Consider the following 22705-nt stretch of genomic DNA (forward strand, 5'->3'; position numbering starts at 1 on the left):
TTTTTCAAACCGGCAGATTTGCAAGATTTGGCGGCGTTTTTGCGATCATTGCCTAAAGGTGAACCGCTCTATTGGGTTGGTTTGGGCAGTAATTTGTTGGTGCGTGATGGCGGTATTCGCGGCACGGTGATTTATACCACTGGGCTATTGGCGCAGATGAATATTGTCGGAGACAATATGCTGCGCGTGGAAGCGGGCGTGCCCTGCGCAAAAGTCGCCAGGTTTGGTACGCACAATGATTTGATCGGTGCAGAGTTTTTAGCGGGTATCCCCGGTACGATGGGGGGCGCGCTGGCGATGAATGCGGGGGCGTTCGGTGGTGAAACTTGGGCGATTGTCCGGCAGGTGGAAATGATGAACCGCCAGGGAAAAATTGTGACCCGCACGCCAGAGGAATTTGAGGTTGGTTATCGTCATGTGAGCGGCAGAGATGACGAATGGTTCGTTGCCGCGACTTTGCAGTTGACTCCGGGTGACGGAGAGGCGGCAAAGCAGCGGATAAAAGCCTTGTTGGCAAAACGAGGCGCAACCCAGCCGACCAAGCTGCCCAGTTGTGGTTCGGTGTTTCGCAATCCTCCGGGAGATTACGCGGCACGCTTGATTGAAGCGGCGGGCCTGAAGGGGATTGGACGCGGTGGGGCATGCGTCTCAGAAAAACACGCAAACTTCATCGTAAACATGGGGGGAGCAACCGCCGAGGAAATTGAAACGCTGCTTTTTTGGGTGCAGTCACAGGTTGAAAAACAGTACGGTGTGAAATTGGTGCCGGAAGTGAAGATTATTGGCGATGCTCTGGATGCGGAGAGAGTGGATGGCTAAGAGCAATAACAGTTTTGGAAAAGTGGCAGTGTTGATGGGCGGGTCATCGGCAGAGCGTGAAATCTCGCTGCGCAGTGGTGGTGCTGTGTTGCAGGCGCTCAAGAGTCAGGGCGTTGATGCGCACGCAATCGACGCCAAAGACAACGTATTGCAGCAGTTGATTGACGGAAAGTTTGATCGCGTTTTTAACATGCTGCATGGGCGTAAGGGCGAAGATGGCGTCATGCAGGGCGCACTTGAATTGTTGGATTTGCCTTATACCGGCAGCGGCGTGTTGGCTTCTGCGATTTGCATGGACAAGCTGCGGACCAAAGAAGTTTGGTTAGCCGCGCAATTGCCTACGCCTGAATTCCGCTATTTGAGAAATGATGCTGACTTGGCAGATGTAACCGCGAACATTGGCTTCCCGATGATAATTAAGCCGGCGCGGGAAGGTTCGAGTATTGGCATGAGCAAAGTTCATAATGCCGCCGAGCTGAAAACTGCATGGGATAATGCACGAAAATTTGATAGCCGCGTACTGGCCGAACGCTGGATTACGGGCTCGGAATATACCGTGGCGATATTGGACAAGGATGTATTGCCGCCAATCCGTCTGGAAACGCCCAACGCGTTTTACGATTTTGATGCGAAATACAAGGCCAATACCACCAAATACCATTGTCCATGTGGATTGGCTGCGCAAGACGAAGCGGAATTGAAAGAACTTGCAAGGCAGGCGTTTGATGCGCTGGGCTGTGAAGGCTGGGGGCGAGTGGATGTCATGCGCGATCAACAGGGTAAATTCTGGTTGATCGAAATGAATACATTGCCGGGTATGACAGATCACAGCTTGGTACCGATGGCTGCTAAAGCAGCCGGCCTGAAATTTGAACAGTTAGTCATGCGAATTTTGCAACAGGCAATGGATAAGTGACGAGATGACGCGATTGTCAGGGCGGAAACCAGCAACATTAATTTTAGCAGCTAGCGGGTTGCTGATTGTTGCTGTCCTGGCAAGTATGCAGTTGCGTCGACCAGATGTTTTTCCTGTTACTGAAGTGCAGTTGCAAGGCGTGTTTGAGCATGTTGCCGATCAGCGTGTTGCGCAGGCGACATTGCCAAACATTCACGGCAATTTTTTTACCGTGGATGTTGATGCGGTGCATGCGCAGGTTAGTACCATTCCCTGGGTAGCCGTAGTTTGGGTGGATCGAATTTGGCCGAATATTTTGCGTGTTCGTGTTCAGGAAGAGCAGCCATTTGCGACCTGGAACGATCAGGGCTTGATCAATCGTGATGCCAAGCTGTTCGTGAATGGTGAATTGGAGAACGCTGCGCTGCATTTTTATGGGCCGCAGGGTGAACAGGCGCGAGTGGCGCAACAGTATGACAAATTAAATGACGTTTTGAAGCGTTTCGGTCTGGCACTTGCTTCTTTGCGCGTCGATGAGCGCCTTTCGTGGCAGGCAACGCTGGAGAACGGATTAATTCTGCAGTTAGGTCGAAGAGATGTTGTTGAGCGCATTGGTCGTTTTGTGAAGGTGTATCAGGGGTATTTGCAAAATGACCAGAATAAAATTGAGTCGGTGGATTTGCGCTACCCCAATGGCTTTGCGCTTCGCTGGAAAGCTGAAGGCGAAGCAGGTAAGAAATAAGAAATCGGTGTGAGTATGCCCAAGAAACAAGAAAGTCGAATGATTGTCGGTCTGGATATCGGGACATCAAAGGTAGTGGCCATTGTTTGTGAGGTCAACGCTGATGGTGAGATCGATATCGTCGGGCTGGGCTCACATCCATCGCGTGGTTTGAAAAAGGGTGTAGTGGTTAATATTGAGTCCACCGTTCAGTCCATTCAGCGCGCGATTGAAGAAGCAGAATTGATGGCCGGATGTCAGATTCATTCGGTTTACGCCGGGATTGCCGGCAGCCATATCCGTAGTTTGAACTCGCACGGCATTGTGGCGATTCGCGACAAGGAAGTGGGGCAGGCAGATGTGGATCGGGTGATTGATGCGGCGAGAGCAGTGGCTATTCCGGCGGATCAAAAAATTCTGCACGTGATTCCACAAGAGTTCATCATAGACAACCAGGACAGCATTCGCGAACCCGTGGGAATGTCCGGTGTAAGACTGGAAGCGAAAGTGCACATTGTGACCGGCGCGGTTAGTGCTGCGCAAAATATCATCAAGTGTGTGCGTCGCTGCGGACTTGAAGTGGATGATATTGTGTTGGAGCAATTGGCTTCCAGCTATGCGGTGCTGACGGACGACGAAAAAGAATTAGGCGTGTGTTTGGTGGATATCGGTGGAGGCACGTCAGACATTGCGGTGTTCACCGATGGTGCGATTCGGCATACGGCGGTGATTCCAATAGCGGGTGATCAGGTGACCAGCGATATTGCGGTTGCACTGCGTACGCCGACACACAGCGCGGAAGAAATAAAGAAAAAGTACGGCTGTGCACTGACACAAATGGCCAGTCCGGAAGAAAGTATTGAGGTTCCAAGTGTAGGTGATAGGCCGCCGCGTCGATTGGCGAGACAAACCTTGGCGGAAGTGATTGAGCCTCGTTATGAGGAGTTGTTCAATCTTGTTCAGGCAGAGCTGCGACGCAGTGGTCTGGAAGATTTGATCGCTGCGGGCATTGTGCTGACGGGTGGTAGTTCCAAAATGGAAGGCGTGATCGATTTGGCGGAAGAAGTGTTTCATATGCCAGTACGTCTGGGTGTGCCACACGGAGTGAATGGTTTGGTGGATGTGGTGAGAAATCCCATTCATGCCACGGGTGTAGGATTGTTGATGTACGCCATGAAGCACCATTATCAGGTGACTCATGGAGATGAGGCGTTGCAGGCAGATAGTGATGGCGTGTTGTCGCGGATGAAGTCGTGGTTCAGAAATAATTTCTGAGACGACAGCAGTAGCATTTTTATAGAATTTAATATTTAAGAATCGGGCGGAAAAGGAGTGGCGGGCAATGTTTGAGATCGTTGATGCATACGCACAAAATGCAGTGATCAAGGTCATCGGTGTTGGCGGTGGTGGAGGCAATGCGGTTGAGCACATGTTGGGCGCCTATATTGAGGGCGTAGACTTTATTTGTGCTAACACGGATGCTCAGGCGCTGAAAAACTCCTCAGCCAAAACGGTGTTGCAGTTGGGTAGCAATGTGACGCGCGGCTTGGGTGCTGGTGCCAATCCTGAAGTGGGTCGTCAGGCCGCGCTGGAAGATCGGCAGCGGATTATGGAAATGCTGGAGGGCGCGGACATGGTGTTCATCACTGCCGGAATGGGTGGTGGCACTGGAACCGGTGGAGCGCCAGTGGTTGCACAAGCAGCTAAAGAATTGGGTATTTTGACGGTAGCGGTGGTTACCCGCCCCTTCCCATTTGAAGGCCGCAAGCGCATGCAGTATGCGGATAATGGCATCAAGGAATTGTCACAGTATGTGGACTCGTTGATCACTATTCCCAACGAGAAACTGCTGACGGTGCTGGGTAAAAACACTACCTTGCTGGATGCGTTTAAGTCGGCGAACGATGTTTTGTTGAACGCAGTGCAGGGGATTGCGGAGCTGATTACCCGTCCGGGGTTGATCAACGTCGACTTTGCTGACGTCCGTACTGTCATGTCGGAAATGGGCTTGGCCATGATGGGCTCGGGATGTGCTCGGGGACAGGATCGCGCCCGCGAAGCTGCGGAAATGGCCATTGCTAGTCCGCTGCTGGAGGACGTCGACTTGCGCGGGGCTCGTGGCATTCTGGTAAACGTGACGGCTGGCATGGATATGTCCATTGGTGAGTTCGAGGAAGTTGGTAACACTATTAAGGAATTTGCCTCAGAGAACGCTACTGTCGTGGTTGGGACTGTTATCGACCCTGAAATGCAGGATGAGTTGCGTGTAACCGTGGTTGCGACCGGTATTGGTGGCGGTGTGCAGGAGCGAATCGAGCCTGCTCCCGTCAAACTGGTGAAGAAGAAAGACGGCGAAGTCGATTATGGTGTACTGGATCGTCCAACGGTGATGCGCAATAGTTCGTCGATGGACTATGAATCGCACAAAAAACAAGCAACAACCGGGGATATGGACTATTTGGACATTCCTGCGTTCTTGCGCCGTCAGGCTGATTAGTGGCGGATAGTTGACCGTTTTGTGATGATTGTCTAGGAAGCGTAGCATCGGTATGGTAACATTCCCCGTTTGAATACGTCTGTGGCGGTAAGGATTGGTGGGGCATGATTAGACAACGCACGCTTAAAAATGTCATTCGAGCAACGGGTGTGGGTCTGCATACCGGCGAGAAGGTCTACTTGACCCTGCGTCCGGCAGCGATCAACACGGGTATCGTTTTTCGTCGGGTTGATTTGGCGGTGCCTGTTGAAATCGAGGCCCGGCCCGATAACGTCGGTGATACGAGGTTGTCAACTACCCTGATCAAAGACGGGGTGCGAGTATCGACTGTCGAGCATTTGCTGTCAGCATTGGCGGGATTGGGTATCGATAACGCCTATGTGGATTTGAGTGCGCCAGAAGTGCCCATCATGGACGGCAGTGCTGCGCCATTCGTTTTCCTGATCCAGTCGGCTGGTGTGGCGGAGCAAGACGCGCCAAAACGCTATATTCGTATTAAAAAGCCTGTCGAAGTTCGCGAAGGCGATAAATACGCGAGATTTGAGCCATTTGAAGGCTTTAAAGTATCGTTTACCATTCATTTTGATCATCCTGTATTCGCCAAAACTAACCAGCGAACCACGGTGGATTTTTCAACCACATCGTTTGTCAAAGAAGTGAGCCGGGCTCGTACCTTTGGCTTTACCCGTGACTTTGAGATGATGCGTCATGCCAATTTGGCATTGGGCGGCAGTGTCGATAACGCGATTGTGGTGGATGACTATCGTGTGTTGAATGCGGACGGTTTGCGTTATGAGGATGAGTTCGTCAAACATAAAGTGCTGGACGCGATTGGCGACCTGTATTTGCTGGGGCATAGTCTGATCGGTGAATTCCATGGTTACAAATCAGGTCATGCGCTGAACAATGCTTTGTTGCGTAAGCTGCTGGTCGAGCAGGACTGTTGGGAGTTGGTGACGTTCGAAGACGAGCGGGATGCACCAATTTCTTACATGCAGCCCTTGGCTGTGGCGCACTAGGTCTGCGTAATGTCTTGAATTTTAAGGCTTTTTATTTCCCCGCAGGGCGATTCTCTGCAGTGTTCTTTGTAGTTTGGTATCGTGGATGGTGGCGCACAGTTCAGACATTTGTGCCGCTGCCTCCGGGCTAGGTGCCAAAGCCTTTCTTTTCGTAGGAAATTGATTGCCCGTCGGTGCTGTGACTTGTATGCTTATCGCTGTCAGGAAGCACAGCTCTTCATTTTTGTGTAATGATGACAGGATATGCTGTTGCTGGTAGCGCAGACGGGTGGCCCAGGCCGGTGAGTCTGTATTTACTACGAGCGAGTTTTTAATAATTCCAACGACGTGGCAGTGATCGCGTAGGGTTGGATTAACCGATTGTTTTACAAGGCGATCCAGTCGTTTTAGGACGTTGGCGCGACGCAGTGCCTGCTGAATTGTGCTGTTTGCGAGCAAATTCGCAATTTGTAGAGGTTTTTTTTCTGGCACGTTTTAAAGCTGCGCTCTCGGGTGACGATAATTGATCATAGAGGGAATTGGAGAGTTTTTCATTAATTATGAGTGTAGTTTTCGTAACCAGTAGAGCAGGTCGGTCCTTCAAGTTGCACTTGGGGTGGCTGCATTGGACGTTCATCGGGGCTGTTTTTGTCTCCAGCGTGGCGGGTGCCGCGTATTGGGGGATGCAGCAAGGTGTGGATAACGTCGAGCCAAACGTGCTGTTGTCGGGCATGCAGAAGGAATTGGATGACCAGCGCCAGGAGTTGGGGGCTGCCCGGCAGAGTGCCGAAGAGAATCTTAATGCGTTGGCTGTCCGGATGGGGCAGATGAAGGCGCACGTAATACGTTTGGATGCGCTTGGCCAGCGCCTGATTGAGAAGGCTCAGTTGGGCAAGGGCGAATTTGATTTTGAGAGCGATCCCGGTCAAGGTGGTCCGTCAGATGCTGCAGGTGAGCGTGGGCGGACGATGAGTGTTGCTGATTTTGTAACCTCGCTGGAAGACCTGGATCAACAGCTGGAGCATCGTTCGCTGCAGCTGGGGGTCTTGGAGTCCATGCTGATGAACCAGGAGCTGCAGGATGAGGTTTATCCGCAGGGACGTCCTGTGAAGCGGGGCTGGGTGTCGTCCTATTTTGGATATCGCACTGACCCATTCAATGGTCGGATTGCGCATCACGATGGTATCGACATCGCCGGCAAGGAAGGAACGGAAATTATCGCGGTGGCTGCGGGCGTCGTGACTTGGGCCGGTAAACGCTATGGTTACGGTTCCTTGGTTGAGGTGAATCACGGAAACGGCTATGTCACTCGATACGCGCACAATAGCGATATCGTCGTCAAAGTGGGTGATACGGTGAAAAAAGGCCAGACGCTGGCTGCGATGGGTTCCACCGGACGTTCCACTGGGCCTCACGTTCATTTCGAAGTGATCAAGAGCGGTAAAACCGTCGATCCAATGCAATACATACGGGCATCCCTCGAGTAGGGGCCCGTAATTTCAGAAGTTCCCCCCCATTTTTGAATTTTATGCACATTTTCTAGGCAAAGATACTTGCTTCGCCGCAGGGGGCTATTCATACTATAAGCCCTCTTTTTATGCCTATCGACGTCCCTTTACTAAAGAAAGAATAGAAGAATTTCATGTTTCAGAACGTCTTGCGAAAATTTTTTGGTAGCCGCAATGAACGCGAGCTAAAGCGCCTGGGAAAAATTGTCACCATTATCAATGGTCTTGAGCCTGAGTTCGAAAAACTCAGCGACGAGGAATTGAAAGCAAAAACCGCAGAGTTCCGCCAGCGCTACCAGAATGGTGAAGCGCTAGAGGAAATGTTGCCGGAGGCATTTGCGGTAGTGCGCGAGGCGAGCAAACGCTGCATGATGATGCGTCACTTTGATGTGCAGCTGATTGGTGCGATGGTGCTGAATGGTGGTCGTATCGCCGAGATGCGCACAGGTGAAGGTAAGACGTTAATGTCGACATTGGCGACCTACCTGAACGCATTGACGGGCAAGGGCGTACACGTCGTAACGGTGAATGACTACCTCGCGCAGCGCGATGCGCAGACGATGGGTAAACTGTACGGCTTTTTGGGCATGACAGTTGGCGTCATTTTGTCTGGCCAGACGCAGGAAGCAAAGCGAAACGCATATGCTGCGGATATCACCTACGGCACCAATAACGAATATGGCTTTGATTATCTGCGCGACAACATGGCGTTTCGTGCGGCAGATCGCGTACAGCGCGGATTGTACTTTGCAGTGGTCGACGAAGTTGACTCCATTTTAATTGACGAAGCACGCACCCCGCTGATTATCTCTGGTCCCGCAGAGGATAGTTCTGAAACATACGCTGCGGTGAATAAACTGATTCCACAATTGGTCAAGCAGGAAGTGGAAGAGGGGCCCGGTGATTTCAGTGTGGATGAGAAAGCGCGTCAGGTGTTTTTGACTGAAGCAGGCCATGTCCGCGTCGAGGAAATGTTGACCGAGATGGGGTTGTTGCGCGAAGGGGAAAGTTTATACGACCCGCAGAACATCAGCCTGATGCATCATCTGACGGCGGGAATGCGTGCCCATTCGCTGTACAAGCGCAATGTTGATTACGTGGTGAATAATGGCGAGATCGTGATTGTCGATGAATTCACCGGTCGTACCATGCCGGGGCGTCGCTGGTCAGAAGGTTTGCACCAGGCCATTGAAGCCAAAGAAGGCGTGAAGATTCAGCAGGAAAACCAAACGCTGGCATCGATTACCTTCCAAAATTATTTCCGCCTGTATGAAAAATTGTCAGGCATGACCGGTACTGCGGACACGGAAGCATACGAATTCCAGGAAATTTACGGATTGGAAGTATCGGTTGTTCCGCCCAATCGTCCTGTCGTGCGCGCTGACCACGGTGATCTGGTATATCTCACCGAAGAAGAGAAATTTGAAGCCATTGTCGCAGATATCAAAGCCTGTTATGCCCGCCAGCAGCCAGTGCTGGTTGGAACGACGTCTATTGAATCGTCTGAACGAATTTCTAACGTGCTGACCAAAGCCAAGATCAAGCACGAAGTGTTGAACGCCAAGCATCACGAACGTGAAGCGGAAATTATCGCCAATGCAGGTATGCCAGGGGCGGTAACAATTGCGACCAACATGGCTGGCCGTGGTACTGACATCGTGCTGGGTGGCAGTCTGGAAAAACAGTTGGCGGATATTACCGATCCAGCGAAAATTTCCGAAATTACCGCCGCGTGGCATCAGCGTCATCAAGTTGTCCTGGAAGCTGGCGGCTTGCACGTTATCGGTACGGAGCGGCATGAATCACGCCGTATCGACAATCAGTTGCGTGGTCGAAGTGGTCGTCAGGGTGATCCTGGTTCGACGCGTTTCTACTTGTCCATGCAGGATAATTTGATGCGCATTTTTGCATCTGATCGCATTTCAGGTCTGATGCAAAAGCTGGGAATGGAGCGTGGCGAAGCGATTGAACATCCGTGGGTAACTAAAGCGATTGAAAATGCGCAGCGCAAAGTTGAAGGCCGAAACTTCGATATGCGCAAACAATTGCTTGAGTACGATGATGTTGCCAACGAACAGCGCAAGGTCATTTACGAAGAGCGTAACGAAGTCATGGAGGCGGAAGACATTTCGCAGACCATCGAAGGGATTCGTGCAGATGTGATCAATGAACTGATTAACAAGTATATTGCACCAGGCAGCATGGATGAAATGTGGGATGTTCACGGTTTGGAAGAGGCGCTGGAGCACGAATTTGGTGAGCGTTTGCCTGTTCAGCAGTGGCTGGATGCGGATTCCTCTCTGTATGAAGAGCCGCTGCGTGAACGCATTGTTGAGCACTTTGCCGAATCCTATCGCGCCAAGGAGCAATTGGCGGGTGCGCAAGCATTGCGTGAATTTGAAAAGGTTGTATTTATTCAAGTGCTCGACATGCTCTGGAAAGAGCATCTGGCGGCGATGGATTATCTGCGCCAAGGCATTCACTTGCGCGGCTATGCGCAGAAAAATCCAAAGCAAGAATACAAGCGTGAAGCGTTTGAACTGTTTTTTGCCCTGCTGGGACGCGTAAAGCATGATGTGGTGAGTATATTGGCGCGCGTGCAGGCACAGGTGCCGCAAGATATTGAACGAGTTGCCGAGCAGCGTGCGCATCAGCCCGCTATGCAGTTTAATCACCCTCAGGCTGACTCTTTTGCAGGTGAAGGCGTTGGCGATGATGGTGATGCCGATGCGATGGATGATGCACGTGGTGAGACGTTTGTGCGCGATGGACGTAAAGTCGGACGAAATGAACCTTGTCCATGCGGATCAGGTAAAAAATACAAGCAGTGTCATGGCCGCTTGAGCTAGGAGGGCGAATATGGCGTTAGGAACATCGTACACGGAAAGACGAAGGCATTTGCGGATTCCACTTAACTGCGCCGCCAAGATTTATGGTGAGCAAAAGCTGGCTTGGGAAGAATCCACGTGCATCAATTTAAGTACCAGTGGCGTATTGATGACTTGTCGTGAGGAGATTCCTGTAGGGAGCTTGATGAAAGTGCATGTCGCCCCAAAGCTGCGGGTGTCATCCGATTTGATGGCCGAGGTTGAGGTGGTGCGTAGTGAATTCGATGCGGCTAGTCAGAATTATTTGCTGGGTGCGAGAATTACGTACGTGATGCGTTAAGTGCGCAGGCTGCAGAAATAAAAAAACGGGCTATTTAGCCCGTTTTTTGTGTAATGGTTTTACCAGCCAAATCGAATAATGTCGCCGGGTTTTAAATCTATTTTTTCTGCTTCCAGAGTGCCTATCGCAAAATTGGGCTGGGTTTGGTTGACTGCCAGCGCGGCCAGTGGTGTTTCTTCGTAGCCGAGAAACTGTTTGTTGCTGGCGCGCAAAGGTTCTGCGGACATGCGATAAGTCATCAGCACATCACCCACTTTCACCAGTGACGTGCCGCCCGCATCAAAGTGAACGCTACTGCCGTTGACTTGAACAACGCGCGCAGTGAATGGCAGTTGCTCCAGATCGTCATGTACCATTTCTACCTGACGGGCCAATACGGTATTCAGCGCACGGCCATACGGTGTTTGCATGAAATGCGCGTTGGAAAATAATGCACTGTTGTCGTCGCTGAAATAATCGCCTTCTTTCACGTTTTCACTGAACCGATGGCGGGCGATGCGTGCACCGGACAAACCGTCGTGAACAAAAATTTCCACTTCGAGATGGCGTCTGTCCTTGAGCCAGATCCAGGATTTTTTAACGCCCATATCGCGAATAATTCCAGAAATAATAATTTGCGCACCGATTTTGTTGGCGAGGCGAGAATACACTTCGGGTTCGTCAATGCGTAGTCCAGCGGTTTTTTTGCTGGCCAGATACTGTGTGGCATCAATACCGATGTAGCTGTCTGTTGATTCAAGCCGACGCAGTAATTCCAGTGGTAGTGCACGTTCTATGTTGGGTAAATCATGCGTCTGGGTGCGGTCGAGTATTTCGAACTGCATCACCGCTACTTTCTTGCGATAGCGTGCTGCGGGTGAGGGTTTGCGCACCTTGTCTTTGGGCACGAATGCACGAATGCGAACGAAGTAGTTGTTGTCCTTGCTCCATTCGTCGAGCACCTTGATGTCTTCGACGGTGCCGGCGGCATTGACTCGGGCGCTTTCAATCACCAATACGTTGCTGCTGATGGTGGATGTGGAGTCCACTGCAGCTTCGGATTGCATCATGGCTTGGCGAATGGCATTTTGCGTAGCCTGTTCGCGAGCAAGTTGCACTGCGCCTTGGTTGATCACAGCGCTTCCCGTTGCCTCCACCCAGCGCGATGCAAAAGCCGGGTTATGAAGGCTGAGCAACAGGACGAAAACAAACGAGTAGCGACCCAGTTTCATGGCGTAATCCTTTATTACTCCCGATCAAAATAAAAATCGGATTTAGCGACGCGAGATGATGGTACGTGCTGCGGAGTTTCACGGGTATGTACGGTGTTGCCGCAATTGTCTTCATTAGGTGCGCGCATGACTTGGTTGTTCACCATTTCCTGCACCATCTTCTGACCAATGACCAGTTCGACCGTGGCTTCAAAGCTGCCGTCTTCTTGCGGTGTTTGCATGATCAGTCGTGCGCCTACCAGGTAGGTATCGAGGAATACGCGGAAGCGATCATTCTCGACCACCATGTCACCGATGGTGGTACCGCCCCAGATTTGTACGCCCTTAACGCGTTCGGCCAGGCTGCGATAGGCGTCCACTTGCGCCGCGCGCATCGACATCAGGCGACGTTGCGCATCGGAATAAAATGCCTTGGGCGGTGCGCCGTAACCGGTGGCGCGAATTTTAACTTCTTCGGATTTGACGCCGCCTTTATTGAAGTAGGGCGTGTCATGTCCGGTACATTCGTGTGCTTGTTGTTGCGGTGCGCTTGGTTGCGCGGGAACCGGCATGGATGTTCCGGGAGCGGCAACGGCGGGCATACTGGGTTTTGCCGCATTTTCGTTGACAGTGGGTGTGGCATTGCCGCTATCACCATTATTGGCTACCTGCATGACGGCTTGGTCAATGGCGCGATTGTCCAATCGCTCATTTGATTTTGTGGCATTAGCTTTGCCGCTTAGCCCCTCGCTGCTAACGAAATCATTTTCACCGGATGGTGGCTCAGCCACGACTACGTGCGTGCAGGCGCCCAGCCAGGTGCTAACCAGCAGCAGAGCCATGACGTGTCGGATGTTAAATTGCTTGTTCATAGCGACTCCTAAGGTGTTGTGCAAACCCCCGCGACGGCGATGGAGGCCGTCTTTGGTGGAAACGGTGGAATTTCCCTTGAGTTGAAAAATGCACAAACTGAGCCAATTATTCTGGCGCGCTTTTTGATTGCAGTTGTTGCAGGTTAATTCGATGCCGACAAGTGGGTGGCACCGTCTGAATGATTGCAAAACACATGCAGCGTGCGAGGATGTGGGGATGCAGAGGCAAAAAAAAATATTCAAATTGTTGTTGGTTGCGGGTTTGTTGCTGCCGTTGAGCAGTTGGGCAAAAGGCGCGACCTCGACTTGCTATGGCCACATCAATTATGGCGAACGCATTGATACCCATCCCAAGCGGGCGCTGTACATCATCGTTGACCAAACCATTGATATGTCCAAATCAATGCCGAGTAAAATTGCCGAGCTGGTTCACGGCTGGGGACAGCCGGGCGATTTGATCAAGATCGCGCGATTCTCTGCCAATATGCGTGATCACTTTCCCAGTGTGGAATACACCGTACAGTGGGACCCTCGGCCCAGCGAAAAATATTTGTACAGCTTGCGCTGGTCGGACAAAAAACTGCTGGAGGAGTGCTTGCAGCGGCAAGCTGGTGACCGAAAAGAGGCATTGGGCAAGGCGTTGCGGAAAGTTCTTGCCGGTACTGATAGCAGAACGCCCAAGACAGAAATTTTCAATTCGCTAAAAACGCTGTCCAAGTACATGCTCGACCGTGACATCAAAGACAAAGCTGTGCTGATTATTTCTGACGGCCTGGAGAACAGTCCGGTGACCAATTTCTATGGCCATCGCGGTGTGCGCAAAGTGGATACGCTCAAGGAAATGAACAAGGTTCGTCGTCAGGGATTGGTGTCCAACTGGAATGGGGCGCGGATCTATCTTTATGGTTTGGGATTGCCGCCGCAGAAGCAGAAATTTGTCGACATGAATACCGTGCAGTCGCTGAGTAAATTCTGGGAGCACTATTTTGTGGAAGGCGAAGGCAAAGTGGTTGCCTTCGGTACTCCCGAGTTATTGATCAGCAGTATCGAATAGGCGGTTTAGCTCGGATTGAGCCGCTGCCGCCTGCGCAGATAACTGCTAAAACCGGCAGCGGTCAGTACGCACCACACCGCAAAAAGAGCGCCTGGCAACGCCGCCTCTGGCGGAAAATGCTTTAACGCCAGCGCCACACCCAGACCCGCATTCTGCATGCCGATCTCGATACTCAGTGCCACCTGATGGCGCAGATCAAAACCGTACGCACGAGCCAGTAGCCAGCCGGCCAGATAACCGCCCATGTTGACCAGAATCACTGCGCCCAACAGCGCGGGGCCCAGTTGCAGCAGACGGCTTTCATTGGTCGCAATCGCATAACTGCAAATCACCACGATAGCGATGACAGCAATGGCGGGGGAGGCTAGAACCAGCGGCGTTGCCCGTTCTCCCAGCAGGCGTCGCGTCATCATGCCCAAAAACAGCGGCAATACCACGGTCAGCAAAATCGTTTTCATCAACGGCCAGAATTCCACCGGCAAATACGCGCCGCCCAGCCACTGTACCAGTGCTGGTGTCAGCAGCGGCGACAACAACGTCGCCACCGTGGTCAGCGCGATGGAATAGGCCACCGCTCCACCGGCCAAAAACACCACCACATTACTGGCCATGGCACCGGGCGCGCAGGCGACGATGATCAGGCCGACGGCGACCTCCGGCGGCAGATTCACTGCCCAGGCGGCAACGAAGCCGAGCAATGGCATCACCGTGTATTGGGTCAGCAGGCCCTGGGCAATGGCCTTGGGGCGTTGCAGGGTGTCGTTCAGCTCCTCGGGTTTTAGCACCAGGCCCAGCGAAAACATGGTGGCGGCGAACAGCCAAAGGAACACGTCCTTGAAAATCAGGAACGCCGGCGGATAGAAAAACGCCACAATGGCACCCAGCAGCGTCAATGGCGCCAGGTTGTCGGCGATGAAATTCAATATTTTCATTGGCTTGTGGCTTGGTTGCGAAAATTCCCGCTAGTGTACCGGGAATTGCGTTGCGGCGCATGCCTCGCGCTAGTCTGCTAGAATGTCGCCCCATGGACGTAACCTACATAATCGATTCTCTCAACGATGCCCAACGCCAGGCGGTCACCGCCGAATCGGGCAACGTATTGGTGCTGGCCGGTGCCGGCAGTGGCAAAACTCGCGTGCTGGTGCATCGCATCGCCTGGGTCATTCAGACCGAAGGGGTGTCGCCCTACAGCGTGCTGGCGGTGACTTTCACCAACAAGGCGGCGGCTGAAATGCGCTCGCGCATTGAAGCGCTGCTGCAAATTCCCGCCGGTGGCATGTGGGTGGGCACCTTTCACGGCATTGCGCATCGATTGCTGCGCGCCCACTTTGAAGAAGCTGGCTTGCCGCGCGGGTTTCAGATTCTGGATTCCGAAGACCAGCAGCGGCTGATCAAGCGCGTCATCAAGGGCATGGAGCTGGATGAGACCCAATGGCCAGCCAAGCAGGCGCAGTGGTACATCAATGGCAAAAAAGATGAAGGGCTGCGCGCCGATCATCTGGAGCATCACGGTGATCTGACCGAGAAAACCCTGATCAGCATCTACAAAGCCTACGAGCAGGCATGCGAAACCGCCGGGCTGGTCGACTTTGCCGAACTGCTGCTGCGCTCGCATCAGCTATGGTTGAAGCGCCCCGATATTTTGGATCACTACCAGCGTCGCTTCCGCCATATTCTGGTCGACGAGTTTCAGGACACCAATGCCATTCAGTACGCCTGGCTGCAATTGTTGGCTGGACGCACCGCCAATGTGTTCATCGTTGGCGATGACGACCAGTCGATCTACGGCTGGCGTGGTGCGCGCATCGAAAACCTGCAGCGTTTTCAGCGCGACTTTGCCAACACGCAATTGATTCGTCTGGAACAAAACTACCGCTCCACCGGCAATATTTTGAAGGCTGCTAATCAGCTGATTCAGTTCAACTCCGGTCGTCTGGGCAAAGAGTTGTGGACCGACGGTGACGATGGCGAGCTGATTCGCTACTACTCAGCGTTTAACGAGCAGGACGAGGCGCGCTTCGTCGTCGATACGATTAAGCGCGAAGAGGAAGCCGGACTTGCCTTTAACCAGTGCGCCGTGCTGTATCGCTCCAACGCTCAGTCGCGGGTGCTGGAAGAAGCCTTGTTATACGCCGGTGTGCCTTATCGCATTTACGGCGGTCTGCGCTTTTTTGAACGTGCCGAAATCAAAGATGCACTCGCCTATTTGCGGCTGATGAACAATCGTCGCGATGATGCTGCATTTGAACGTGTGGTGAACACACCGACACGCGGCATTGGCGAGGCAACCTTGCAGCCGGTGCGCGAACTGGCGCGTGCGCGTGCCGTGTCGATGTGGCATGCAGCGCAGGAAATTGCCCAAGGTGGCAGTTTGACTGCCCGTGCGCGTAATGCACTGCTGGCGTTTTTGCAGCTGATCGACAATCTTGCGCAAGGCATGGACGAGTTGGAGCTGAACGAAACTCTGGAAAATGTGATCGACGGTTCCGGCCTGGTTGAACACTATCGCAAGGAAAAAGGCGAGAAAGGTCGTGCTCGCATTGAAAACTTGCAGGAATTAGTCAGCGCCGCAGCGCAGTTTACGCAAGAGGACATCAGCTTCGAAGAAGACGAAGAGATGGACATGCTCTCGGCATTTCTTGCCTACACTGCGCTGGAGTCCGGTCAGGGGCAGGCCGATGCTGGCGCCGACAGTGTGCAGTTAATGACGCTGCACACCGCCAAAGGATTGGAGTTCCCGCTGGTGTTTTTGGTCGGCATGGAAGAGGGATTGTTTCCGCACGAATTTTCCATGGATGATCCCGATCGTCTCGAAGAAGAGCGCCGACTCTGCTACGTTGGCATGACTCGCGCCGAGCGTCAGCTCTACATCACCAGTGCCGAACATCGTCGACTTTACGGGCGCGATAACTACACTTCACCATCGCGGTTTTTGCGTGAGATTCCTCGTGAGTTGATCGAGGATATTCGTCCCAAGGCAAAAATTTCGCTGCCACATTCTGCCTCGGCTGCGGCGGCTTTTGCGCCAGTGGTGGAAGGTTTTAATATTGGTCAGGTGGTTTCTCATCCGGTGTTTGGCGAAGGCGTGCTACTCAACTACGAAGGACAGGGTAACAGCGCTCGCGTGCAGGTGAAGTTCAACCGTGAAGGCACCAAGTGGCTGGTGCTGGCCTACGCGAATTTGTCGCCGGCGTAGTGATTTATGTCAGCATGGCTGGATGGTTTGAAGCAACAGGCGCGGCGATTAAAGCGCGAGTGTTATGCACTTTATTTTGCGGCGCGAGATCCGCGCACGCCATGGTATGCCAAGATGGTTGTCGCCATGGTGGTGGCATACGCATTTAGCCCGATCGATCTGATTCCGGATTTTATTCCTGTCCTCGGTTATCTGGATGATCTGCTGTTGCTGCCCTTGGGTATCATGCTGGCAATCAAACTGGTGCCGGTAGATATCATGGCCGAATGTCGTGCGCGGGCGGAAACATTGATTGTCCAGGGTAAACCGGTGAGTCGTGTGGCGGCCGTGATAATCGTGTTGCTCTGGCTGGCATTGGCGGCCTTGCTGGGGTGGTGGCTGTATCAAGTTATTTTGCCAGAGTGAATGCTGTGTCATCGATTGTGTGCATGACCTGGTGACAAATCGCAATGACCATTGTCAAAAATCCACTGGAAAAACTTCCCGATATTTACAAGCAAGATCTTGAACGCAATCTGTGCGTCTGCAATGAGGTTCAGCGGCTGGTGGTGATTAATGTCATTGCCAACGGCGCGAAAACCGTCGAAGAGGTGACAAGGTTAACTTATGCTGCGGATGGAAATGCTTGTTGCAAGCGGCAAGTGCAACGGTTGATTGATCATATTTGGGCGGAATGAAAAGGGGGGGCATTGCTCCCCCTTTTTTTGTTTAGAACCCGGCGTCAAAGCCAACCAGGAAATAATGCTCCTGGGTATCGTGGCCCACACCGTCGCGGGTGTCGGTGGCCAACAAGTCATAATTGGCTTCGAGTAACAGTTTTACATTGCGTTTGACATAATACGACGCAGTACCTGTCAGGCTGTTCAGGCCAATCCCTTCGTAGACAGTGCCGGTGTTTTTAAAGTCTTTGTTGTCGGCAAAGTTGTATAGTGCAGAGAATACCCAGTGGTCGCTATGCACGTAGTCGACGCCGGCAAAGCCGCCCATCCACTGCGTGCTCTTGCCCGCGCCGAGAAAATCTTTCCAATCCACTTGTAGCAACTGGGCGAACAGGAACAGTTTGTCGTCGACGTTGTACGACATATCAAGGCCAAGCACCTGGCTGTCTATGAGCGACGGTCCTGCAGCATTGTCGCGCTTGCCTTGGGCAACAAACAGGCCGGCATTGGCTTCGCCCAGGGAGGCTCCGGCGCGACCGAACAAGGTTTTGGAGCGGTTGTTGTCAAATGTGTGATCGGGACGGTTGAAACCGGCGCTGTTGAGTGATTTCTGGGCGGTGATGCCATTGCCATTGGTTACGCCAAAAGTCACATTAATCGGTGCATTGAGATCAGTGGAGAGCTGTGCGCCACGATCATAGGTGATGCCGGCCATTCGATAGGGGATGAAGTCCTGAAAGGTGAGGCGCGTTTCACGCGGGAACATCAGGTCGGATAACTGGAACTGTCCAGCCGTCAGCCGCAGGCCCGAGCCAAGCAGGTTGTCGTAACTCATCCAGGCATCTTCCACCAGTATTTCGCCGTTGGAGCCCTTTTCCGCCATCATGGCGTAGAAGTAGTAGCTCATTTCATCAGACAGAGGTGCGCTGGAGAACAGCTTGATCAGATACGGCGCCTGAATGTCGTAGTCGCCTTGGTGGGTGGTTTTGCCGGTGTTGTCGGTGACATCGGCGCTACGTGTTTGCGCATAACCTTGTACGCGGAAACCAACCGGGGTCACTTTGGGGAGTGCCAGCATTGAATCACCTGTGTCCAGGGTTACCTGCTCCTTCCAGTTTGGCAGGCGCAGATTGGCAGCGGCGAAGTTGCGGCCGAAACTGTTCAGGCGAGGATAAGCCGCGTGGCATGCGGAGCAGCTCAGATTGTACTGCCGTGCAAAGACCGGATTGGCGCTGGCGGTTGAGGGGACCAGGCTTATCCCGACAGCAAGCATGAACACCCATGCTAGGAATCGTTGGGTAAATATGGCAGGCGCGATCATTCACTTCTCCTTTTATTTTTTCGGATTTTTTTCAGTGTAGCAGCGTATCTGTTTGGCTGGATTGAAATTTTACGATGCAGGTGTCGTTCCGGCTGGCGGGATTTCAATGCGGGAGAAAACAGGGGAAATAAACAGCCCGCAGCATCAGGGCGCTGCGGGCGGAATGGCACTACATGTTGGCGATGGGCAGACCGACAAAGAAAAATAGGATGGTAGCCAAAAGAAATCCTGCGACGCCCGCATTTCCTGAACCCATGTTGCTCTCCTTGGTTGTGAGCCTAGCAAACAACAGTTAGGCAAAAGTGGTGATGATTGTCGCCGCCGGCATTAAAAAACGGATTGAAAAGGCTGGCAGCGGATTGACCTTAACGCGTTTAAAAAAGACTGACAATGCGCTAACAAACTAATTTTTTTGTGGTTTTGGCTTGTTAAACCAGCGAGTTTAAAAATAGTTACGTTGCTCAATGCGTTGGGAGAAAGCAGCAAAAAAATACTATAAAAAACAGGGTAAAATTTTCACCATGAAAAAAACAAGGGTGATTGCTGGCAATGCGGAAAGGATAGTGTTACTGTCGATGGGCCGTGGTCGGTTTACCGCAATCAAGAGGGATGGCATTTCCTTTTTCGTCGTACCGTAGGTACCCGATATTTCTTCATGCAGTTTATGAGGTTGGCGCTTTGGACGCTCAACGAAGTTAGCTGAGCATGTTGCAGAATAAAAAAATGAAAAGAGGAAGTTAAGATGGGTAACGGTGCTGTTAGCGTATTCTTGCTGGTGTACATCCTGCTCTTTTTCGTAGCGCTGCCTTTGTCAGTCGCTTAAAAGATCAGTTGATCGGGTCCATCCGTGCGTTGGGCCCGATCGATATTTTCTCTCTTCCTTCGCGTTTCATTCAAAATTTCCTACCTAGAATTTTGTCGGCGTTTGTAGATCCATCATCCGGATTGATCAGGCATAGATTTGCAGGCGACGATCGTCGGCTTCGTTAGCGATCAGGGACTCTGCCGGTTGATTCTGTTGTTTTAACTGAATCATGGTTTGCAGCAATTGGCGGAAGGTGTCGCGTGCGTTGTCGTTGCTGTCATCAATCAGTTCGCGTGCCTGGGCGAGAAGGCTGCGATTGTCCATCGCCAGCGTGCTACCGGGCAACGGACGTTGATCCACATAGGCCATGGTTTGCTGTGTCTGCTCTGCACTTTGCAGATGCATGTTGAAGCCGGCCAAACTGTCATCCAGTTGCAATCCGCTCAGGCTGGACAGGGCTGCCTGCTCCTGGCCGTTGAAAAACTTGTCCGCCAGGCCACTGATTTTGCCCAGCAAATGACTGAGGCCCTTGAGCTCATCCGCGTCTAATTCCCCTTCGATAGTAATGCGCAACTGGCTGGAGTTGGCTTGCACCGATTCGTACAGGCTGGCGGCGCTGCGGTCATTGGCCAGCCCCAAGCGGGTGTGGTCGCTGCTACTGTTGGCACTGAGATGAATGGTGATTACGTCACCTTGTTTGGTACGAATTTCAATCGCTGCGCTGTTGCTTTGGCGATAACTGTCTTGCTGATAGAGCGCAGCCAGCGGTGATTGAGCAATTTCCTGATCCAGTTGGTCAGCAAATTGATCAATGCTGGCCTGGGTCTGAGCAGGCAGGTTGGGGCTGTCCAGTTGTTGGCGACCCTCGTCCAGACCTTGCTGAATTTCATTTCGAACCCGATCGCTTGCCATGCCTTGTTGTTGAAGCTGGACTCCCATTTGGACCAGTGCGGCTGGGTTGCTGGTCGGAGCCGGCAAGCTGGCGCCTTGTGCGCTCAGGCGCTGGGCGATCTGGCGGAAGAGAATTTCGCGGGCCTGGGCTGGCTGTAATTTGTTGAGAAATTTATCACCGAGCTTTTCCAGGTGGTTTTCCAGGGCCTTTTGAATGCCGGGGTTGGTTGGGCGTGTGGACAGCATGGTTTGCAGGGCGATATTGGTGTTGTTCTGGATGGTCATGGCTGTTTGCTCAAAATGTGGTCTAAAGTTTGGCTGTTTGCCCTGACATCGACAATTGGCGGGAAAACTTTAAAAACCACCTTTTCCCTGAGGAACAGGGCAGTTTTGTCTCGCTGCATTCGCTACCCAAGGGGCAAATGCGCTAAGATAGACGACCCTATTCCGTGCGCGAGTCCAGTCATCTCCATGAGCCAAAACCGTAGTGCCGTTCCCCACCTGACCACGGCCCTGACCGGCCCTTTGCAAGCCATAGAACAGCATTTCCTCGATCATCAGGCGCGAATCGAGACCTGGTTCCGCCGTGCCTGGCGACAGACGCCGGCACCGTTTTACGCTTCGGTGGATTTGCGTAACGCTGGTTTTAAGCTGGCGCCGGTGGACACCAATCTGTTTCCTGCGGGCTTTAACAACCTCAATCCGGCGTTTCATCCACTGTGTATTCTGGCAGTGCAATCAGCGCTGGAGCGCTATTGTCCCGAGGCCTGTGGCATTGTCATTGTGCCGGAGAAACACAGCCGCAATCTGTTTTATCTGGAAGCGCTGGGCGAGTTGCAGGACATCGTGCAGCGTGCCGGCTATGAGGTGCGCATAGGCTCGGTGGCGGAGGAGATTACCCAGGTCACGCAAATGAGTTTGCCCAGTGGCCGGCAACTGACGCTGGAACCAATGCAGCGTGATGGCAATATTCTGATGGTGGGTGATTTCGCGCCTTGCGTGGTGTTGCTCAACAATGATTTATCCAGCGGCATGCCGCCGATTTTGCAGGACATTGATCAGCCCATTATTCCGCCGCCCACCCTGGGCTGGAATCATCGGCTGAAGTCGGAGCACTTCGCCGAATACCGTCGAGTGGCGCTGGAATTTGCCGAGCTGATCGATCTGGACCCCTGGTTGTTTGATCCCATGTTCCGCCGCTGTGGCGAAATTGATTTCATGAAGCAGGAAGGCGTGGGCTGTGTGGCGGAAAATGTCGATGGTCTGCTGCAGGACATTGGCCGCAAGTACAAAGAATACGGCGTGACCCAGGAACCGTTTGTGATTGTCAAAGCTGATGCCGGCACCTATGGCATGGGCGTGATGACCGTGACTGATCCGGCGCAGGTGTATGAACTCAACCGCAAACAGCGCACCCGCATGTCTACCGCGAAGGAAGGGCAGGCGATTTCCAAAGTGATTGTGCAGGAAGGCGTGTACACCTTTGAAACCTGGGGTGATAAACAGGCGGTGGCCGAGCCGGTGGTATACATGATCGATCACTTCGTGGTGGGTGGATTTTATCGGGTGCACACTGGCCGGGGAATTAATGAAAATCTCAATGCGCCGGGCATGCATTTTGAGCCGCTGAGTTTTGTGGAACCGTTGAATAATCCAGATCAAAACCTCAATCCGGATGCTGACGTAAATCGTTTTTATGCCTACGGCGTGGTGGCGCGTTTGGCGCTGCTGGCGGCCGCGCGGGAGATTGCCAAAGCCAATGCCTAAACACGTGATTCTTGGGGTGCTGATGGACCCCATTGAGAAAATCAAAATTTACAAGGACAGCACGTTTGCGATGATGCTGGCAGCGCAGCGTCGTGGCTGGCAATTGCGCTACATGGGGCAGCATGATTTGTACGTGCGCGATGGTCGCGTGTGGGCGTCGTGGCGACCTGTCACCGTGTGGGATGATGCGAGCAAATGGTTCGAACTGGGTGAGCGGGTCGAATCACCGTTGGACGAACAGCACGCCGTATTGATGCGTAAAGATCCACCGTTCGACATGGAATACATCAATACCACCTATCTGCTGGAACTGGCCGAACAGCGCGGTACCTTGGTGGTAACAA

Annotated in this window: 21 protein-coding genes; 15 read left to right on the forward strand and 6 right to left on the reverse strand. The window is 52.6% G+C overall.

Features of this window, described 5'->3' with window-relative positions:
- From murB to lpxC, 6 genes are all read left to right on the forward strand, one after another.
- The coding region (gene murB / locus OEW58_11505; GenBank protein ID MDH5301977.1) for a UDP-N-acetylmuramate dehydrogenase at window positions 1–819 on the forward strand (819 nt) is incomplete at its 5' end.
- Window positions 812–1735 carry a D-alanine--D-alanine ligase gene (locus tag OEW58_11510; GenBank protein ID MDH5301978.1) on the forward strand — a complete coding sequence of 308 codons (924 nt, stop codon included), beginning with the start codon at window positions 812–814 and terminating at the stop codon, window positions 1733–1735. The genes murB and OEW58_11510, both read left to right, overlap by 8 nt.
- 58 nt (window positions 1736–1793) lie before the next feature.
- Window positions 1794–2456: a cell division protein FtsQ/DivIB gene (locus OEW58_11515; protein ID MDH5301979.1), complete on the forward strand. Its 663-nt coding sequence runs from the start codon at window positions 1794–1796 to the stop codon at window positions 2454–2456.
- A 15-nt stretch (window positions 2457–2471) separates the two neighbouring features.
- The gene (ftsA, locus tag OEW58_11520) at window positions 2472–3710 is read left to right on the forward strand and encodes a cell division protein FtsA (protein MDH5301980.1); all 1239 of its coding nucleotides are present in this window, start codon (window positions 2472–2474) and stop codon (window positions 3708–3710) included.
- Between the two features lie 67 nt (window positions 3711–3777).
- Entirely contained in the window at window positions 3778–4932 is a 1155-nt protein-coding gene (gene ftsZ, locus OEW58_11525) for a cell division protein FtsZ (GenBank protein ID MDH5301981.1), read from the forward strand.
- A 104-nt stretch (window positions 4933–5036) separates the two neighbouring features.
- The gene (gene lpxC / locus OEW58_11530) at window positions 5037–5951 is read left to right on the forward strand and encodes a UDP-3-O-acyl-N-acetylglucosamine deacetylase (protein ID MDH5301982.1); all 915 of its coding nucleotides are present in this window, start codon (window positions 5037–5039) and stop codon (window positions 5949–5951) included.
- 21 nt (window positions 5952–5972) lie between these two features.
- On the opposite strand, the gene OEW58_11535 is transcribed toward lpxC, so the two are convergent.
- Window positions 5973–6422, reverse strand: a complete 450-nt coding sequence (locus tag OEW58_11535) for a DUF721 domain-containing protein (GenBank protein MDH5301983.1) — start codon at window positions 6420–6422, stop codon at window positions 5973–5975.
- Window positions 6423–6541: 119 nt separating this feature from the next.
- On the opposite strand from OEW58_11535, the gene OEW58_11540 reads away from it, so the two are divergent.
- From OEW58_11540 to OEW58_11550, 3 genes are all read left to right on the forward strand, one after another.
- Window positions 6542–7417, forward strand: coding sequence for a M23 family metallopeptidase (locus OEW58_11540; protein MDH5301984.1), 876 nt, complete (start codon window positions 6542–6544; stop codon window positions 7415–7417).
- Window positions 7418–7572: 155 nt separating this feature from the next.
- A complete protein-coding gene (secA, locus tag OEW58_11545) occupies window positions 7573–10287 on the forward strand; it encodes a preprotein translocase subunit SecA (protein ID MDH5301985.1) in 2715 nt (904 codons plus the stop codon).
- A 10-nt stretch (window positions 10288–10297) separates the two neighbouring features.
- Window positions 10298–10606: a PilZ domain-containing protein gene (locus tag OEW58_11550; GenBank protein MDH5301986.1), complete on the forward strand. Its 309-nt coding sequence runs from the start codon at window positions 10298–10300 to the stop codon at window positions 10604–10606.
- Window positions 10607–10665: 59 nt separating this feature from the next.
- Here OEW58_11550 and OEW58_11555 read toward each other — a convergent pair whose 3' ends face one another.
- Window positions 10666–11817 (reverse strand): flagellar assembly protein FlgT, encoded by a 1152-nt coding sequence (locus tag OEW58_11555; protein MDH5301987.1) that lies wholly within the window; start codon window positions 11815–11817, stop codon window positions 10666–10668.
- A gap of 14 nt (window positions 11818–11831) precedes the next feature.
- Window positions 11832–12668, reverse strand: coding sequence for an LPP20 family lipoprotein (locus OEW58_11560; GenBank protein ID MDH5301988.1), 837 nt, complete (start codon window positions 12666–12668; stop codon window positions 11832–11834).
- 217 nt (window positions 12669–12885) lie between these two features.
- On the opposite strand from OEW58_11560, the gene OEW58_11565 reads away from it, so the two are divergent.
- Window positions 12886–13722 (forward strand): hypothetical protein, encoded by an 837-nt coding sequence (locus tag OEW58_11565; GenBank protein ID MDH5301989.1) that lies wholly within the window; start codon window positions 12886–12888, stop codon window positions 13720–13722.
- A 5-nt stretch (window positions 13723–13727) separates the two neighbouring features.
- Here OEW58_11565 and OEW58_11570 read toward each other — a convergent pair whose 3' ends face one another.
- A complete protein-coding gene (locus OEW58_11570) occupies window positions 13728–14654 on the reverse strand; it encodes a bile acid:sodium symporter family protein (protein ID MDH5301990.1) in 927 nt (308 codons plus the stop codon).
- A 92-nt stretch (window positions 14655–14746) separates the two neighbouring features.
- On the opposite strand from OEW58_11570, the gene uvrD reads away from it, so the two are divergent.
- The 3 genes from uvrD to OEW58_11585 are packed head-to-tail and all read left to right on the forward strand — an operon-like array spanning window position 14747 to window position 17595.
- On the forward strand, window positions 14747–16918 hold the full coding sequence (uvrD, locus tag OEW58_11575; GenBank protein ID MDH5301991.1) for a DNA helicase II: 2172 nt from the start codon (window positions 14747–14749) through the stop codon (window positions 16916–16918).
- A gap of 6 nt (window positions 16919–16924) precedes the next feature.
- Window positions 16925–17323: a DUF1232 domain-containing protein gene (locus tag OEW58_11580; protein ID MDH5301992.1), complete on the forward strand. Its 399-nt coding sequence runs from the start codon at window positions 16925–16927 to the stop codon at window positions 17321–17323.
- A 44-nt stretch (window positions 17324–17367) separates the two neighbouring features.
- A complete protein-coding gene (locus tag OEW58_11585; protein MDH5301993.1) occupies window positions 17368–17595 on the forward strand; it encodes a (2Fe-2S)-binding protein in 228 nt (75 codons plus the stop codon).
- 31 nt (window positions 17596–17626) lie between these two features.
- On the opposite strand, the gene OEW58_11590 is transcribed toward OEW58_11585, so the two are convergent.
- The gene (locus OEW58_11590; protein MDH5301994.1) at window positions 17627–18898 is read right to left on the reverse strand and encodes a hypothetical protein; all 1272 of its coding nucleotides are present in this window, start codon (window positions 18896–18898) and stop codon (window positions 17627–17629) included.
- Window positions 18899–19847: 949 nt separating this feature from the next.
- Complete coding sequence (locus OEW58_11595) at window positions 19848–20879, reverse strand: hypothetical protein (protein MDH5301995.1); 1032 nt, start codon at window positions 20877–20879, stop codon at window positions 19848–19850.
- 186 nt (window positions 20880–21065) lie between these two features.
- On the opposite strand from OEW58_11595, the gene gshA reads away from it, so the two are divergent.
- Together gshA and OEW58_11605 are read left to right on the forward strand one after the other, a co-directional pair.
- Window positions 21066–22361, forward strand: coding sequence for a glutamate--cysteine ligase (gshA, locus tag OEW58_11600; GenBank protein MDH5301996.1), 1296 nt, complete (start codon window positions 21066–21068; stop codon window positions 22359–22361).
- Window positions 22354–22705 (forward strand): glutathione synthase (locus tag OEW58_11605; protein MDH5301997.1); only part of this gene is annotated, 352 nt, incomplete at its 3' end. The genes gshA and OEW58_11605, both read left to right, overlap by 8 nt.

This window comes from Gammaproteobacteria bacterium (assembly GCA_029884425.1).
GTDB lineage: Bacteria > Pseudomonadota > Gammaproteobacteria > S012-40 > S012-40 > JAOUHV01.

Bases quoted from the DNA above. Each gene is read 5' to 3' on its own strand.
- OEW58_11550 (MDH5301986.1), top strand. From the start codon at position 10,298: ATGGCGTTAGGAACATCGTACACGGAAAGACGAAGGCATTTGCGGATT.
- OEW58_11570 (MDH5301990.1), bottom strand. From the start codon at position 14,654: ATGAAAATATTGAATTTCATCGCCGACAACCTGGCGCCATTGACGCTG.
- OEW58_11585 (MDH5301993.1), top strand. From the start codon at position 17,368: ATGACCATTGTCAAAAATCCACTGGAAAAACTTCCCGATATTTACAAG.
- OEW58_11555 (MDH5301987.1), bottom strand. From the start codon at position 11,817: ATGAAACTGGGTCGCTACTCGTTTGTTTTCGTCCTGTTGCTCAGCCTT.
- ftsA (MDH5301980.1), top strand. From the start codon at position 2,472: ATGCCCAAGAAACAAGAAAGTCGAATGATTGTCGGTCTGGATATCGGG.
- OEW58_11560 (MDH5301988.1), bottom strand. From the start codon at position 12,668: ATGAACAAGCAATTTAACATCCGACACGTCATGGCTCTGCTGCTGGTT.
- uvrD (MDH5301991.1), top strand. From the start codon at position 14,747: ATGGACGTAACCTACATAATCGATTCTCTCAACGATGCCCAACGCCAG.
- OEW58_11510 (MDH5301978.1), top strand. From the start codon at position 812: ATGGCTAAGAGCAATAACAGTTTTGGAAAAGTGGCAGTGTTGATGGGC.
- OEW58_11580 (MDH5301992.1), top strand. From the start codon at position 16,925: ATGTCAGCATGGCTGGATGGTTTGAAGCAACAGGCGCGGCGATTAAAG.
- OEW58_11565 (MDH5301989.1), top strand. From the start codon at position 12,886: ATGCAGAGGCAAAAAAAAATATTCAAATTGTTGTTGGTTGCGGGTTTG.
- lpxC (MDH5301982.1), top strand. From the start codon at position 5,037: ATGATTAGACAACGCACGCTTAAAAATGTCATTCGAGCAACGGGTGTG.
- gshA (MDH5301996.1), top strand. From the start codon at position 21,066: ATGAGCCAAAACCGTAGTGCCGTTCCCCACCTGACCACGGCCCTGACC.
- OEW58_11595 (MDH5301995.1), bottom strand. From the start codon at position 20,879: ATGACCATCCAGAACAACACCAATATCGCCCTGCAAACCATGCTGTCC.
- secA (MDH5301985.1), top strand. From the start codon at position 7,573: ATGTTTCAGAACGTCTTGCGAAAATTTTTTGGTAGCCGCAATGAACGC.
- ftsZ (MDH5301981.1), top strand. From the start codon at position 3,778: ATGTTTGAGATCGTTGATGCATACGCACAAAATGCAGTGATCAAGGTC.
- OEW58_11590 (MDH5301994.1), bottom strand. From the start codon at position 18,898: ATGATCGCGCCTGCCATATTTACCCAACGATTCCTAGCATGGGTGTTC.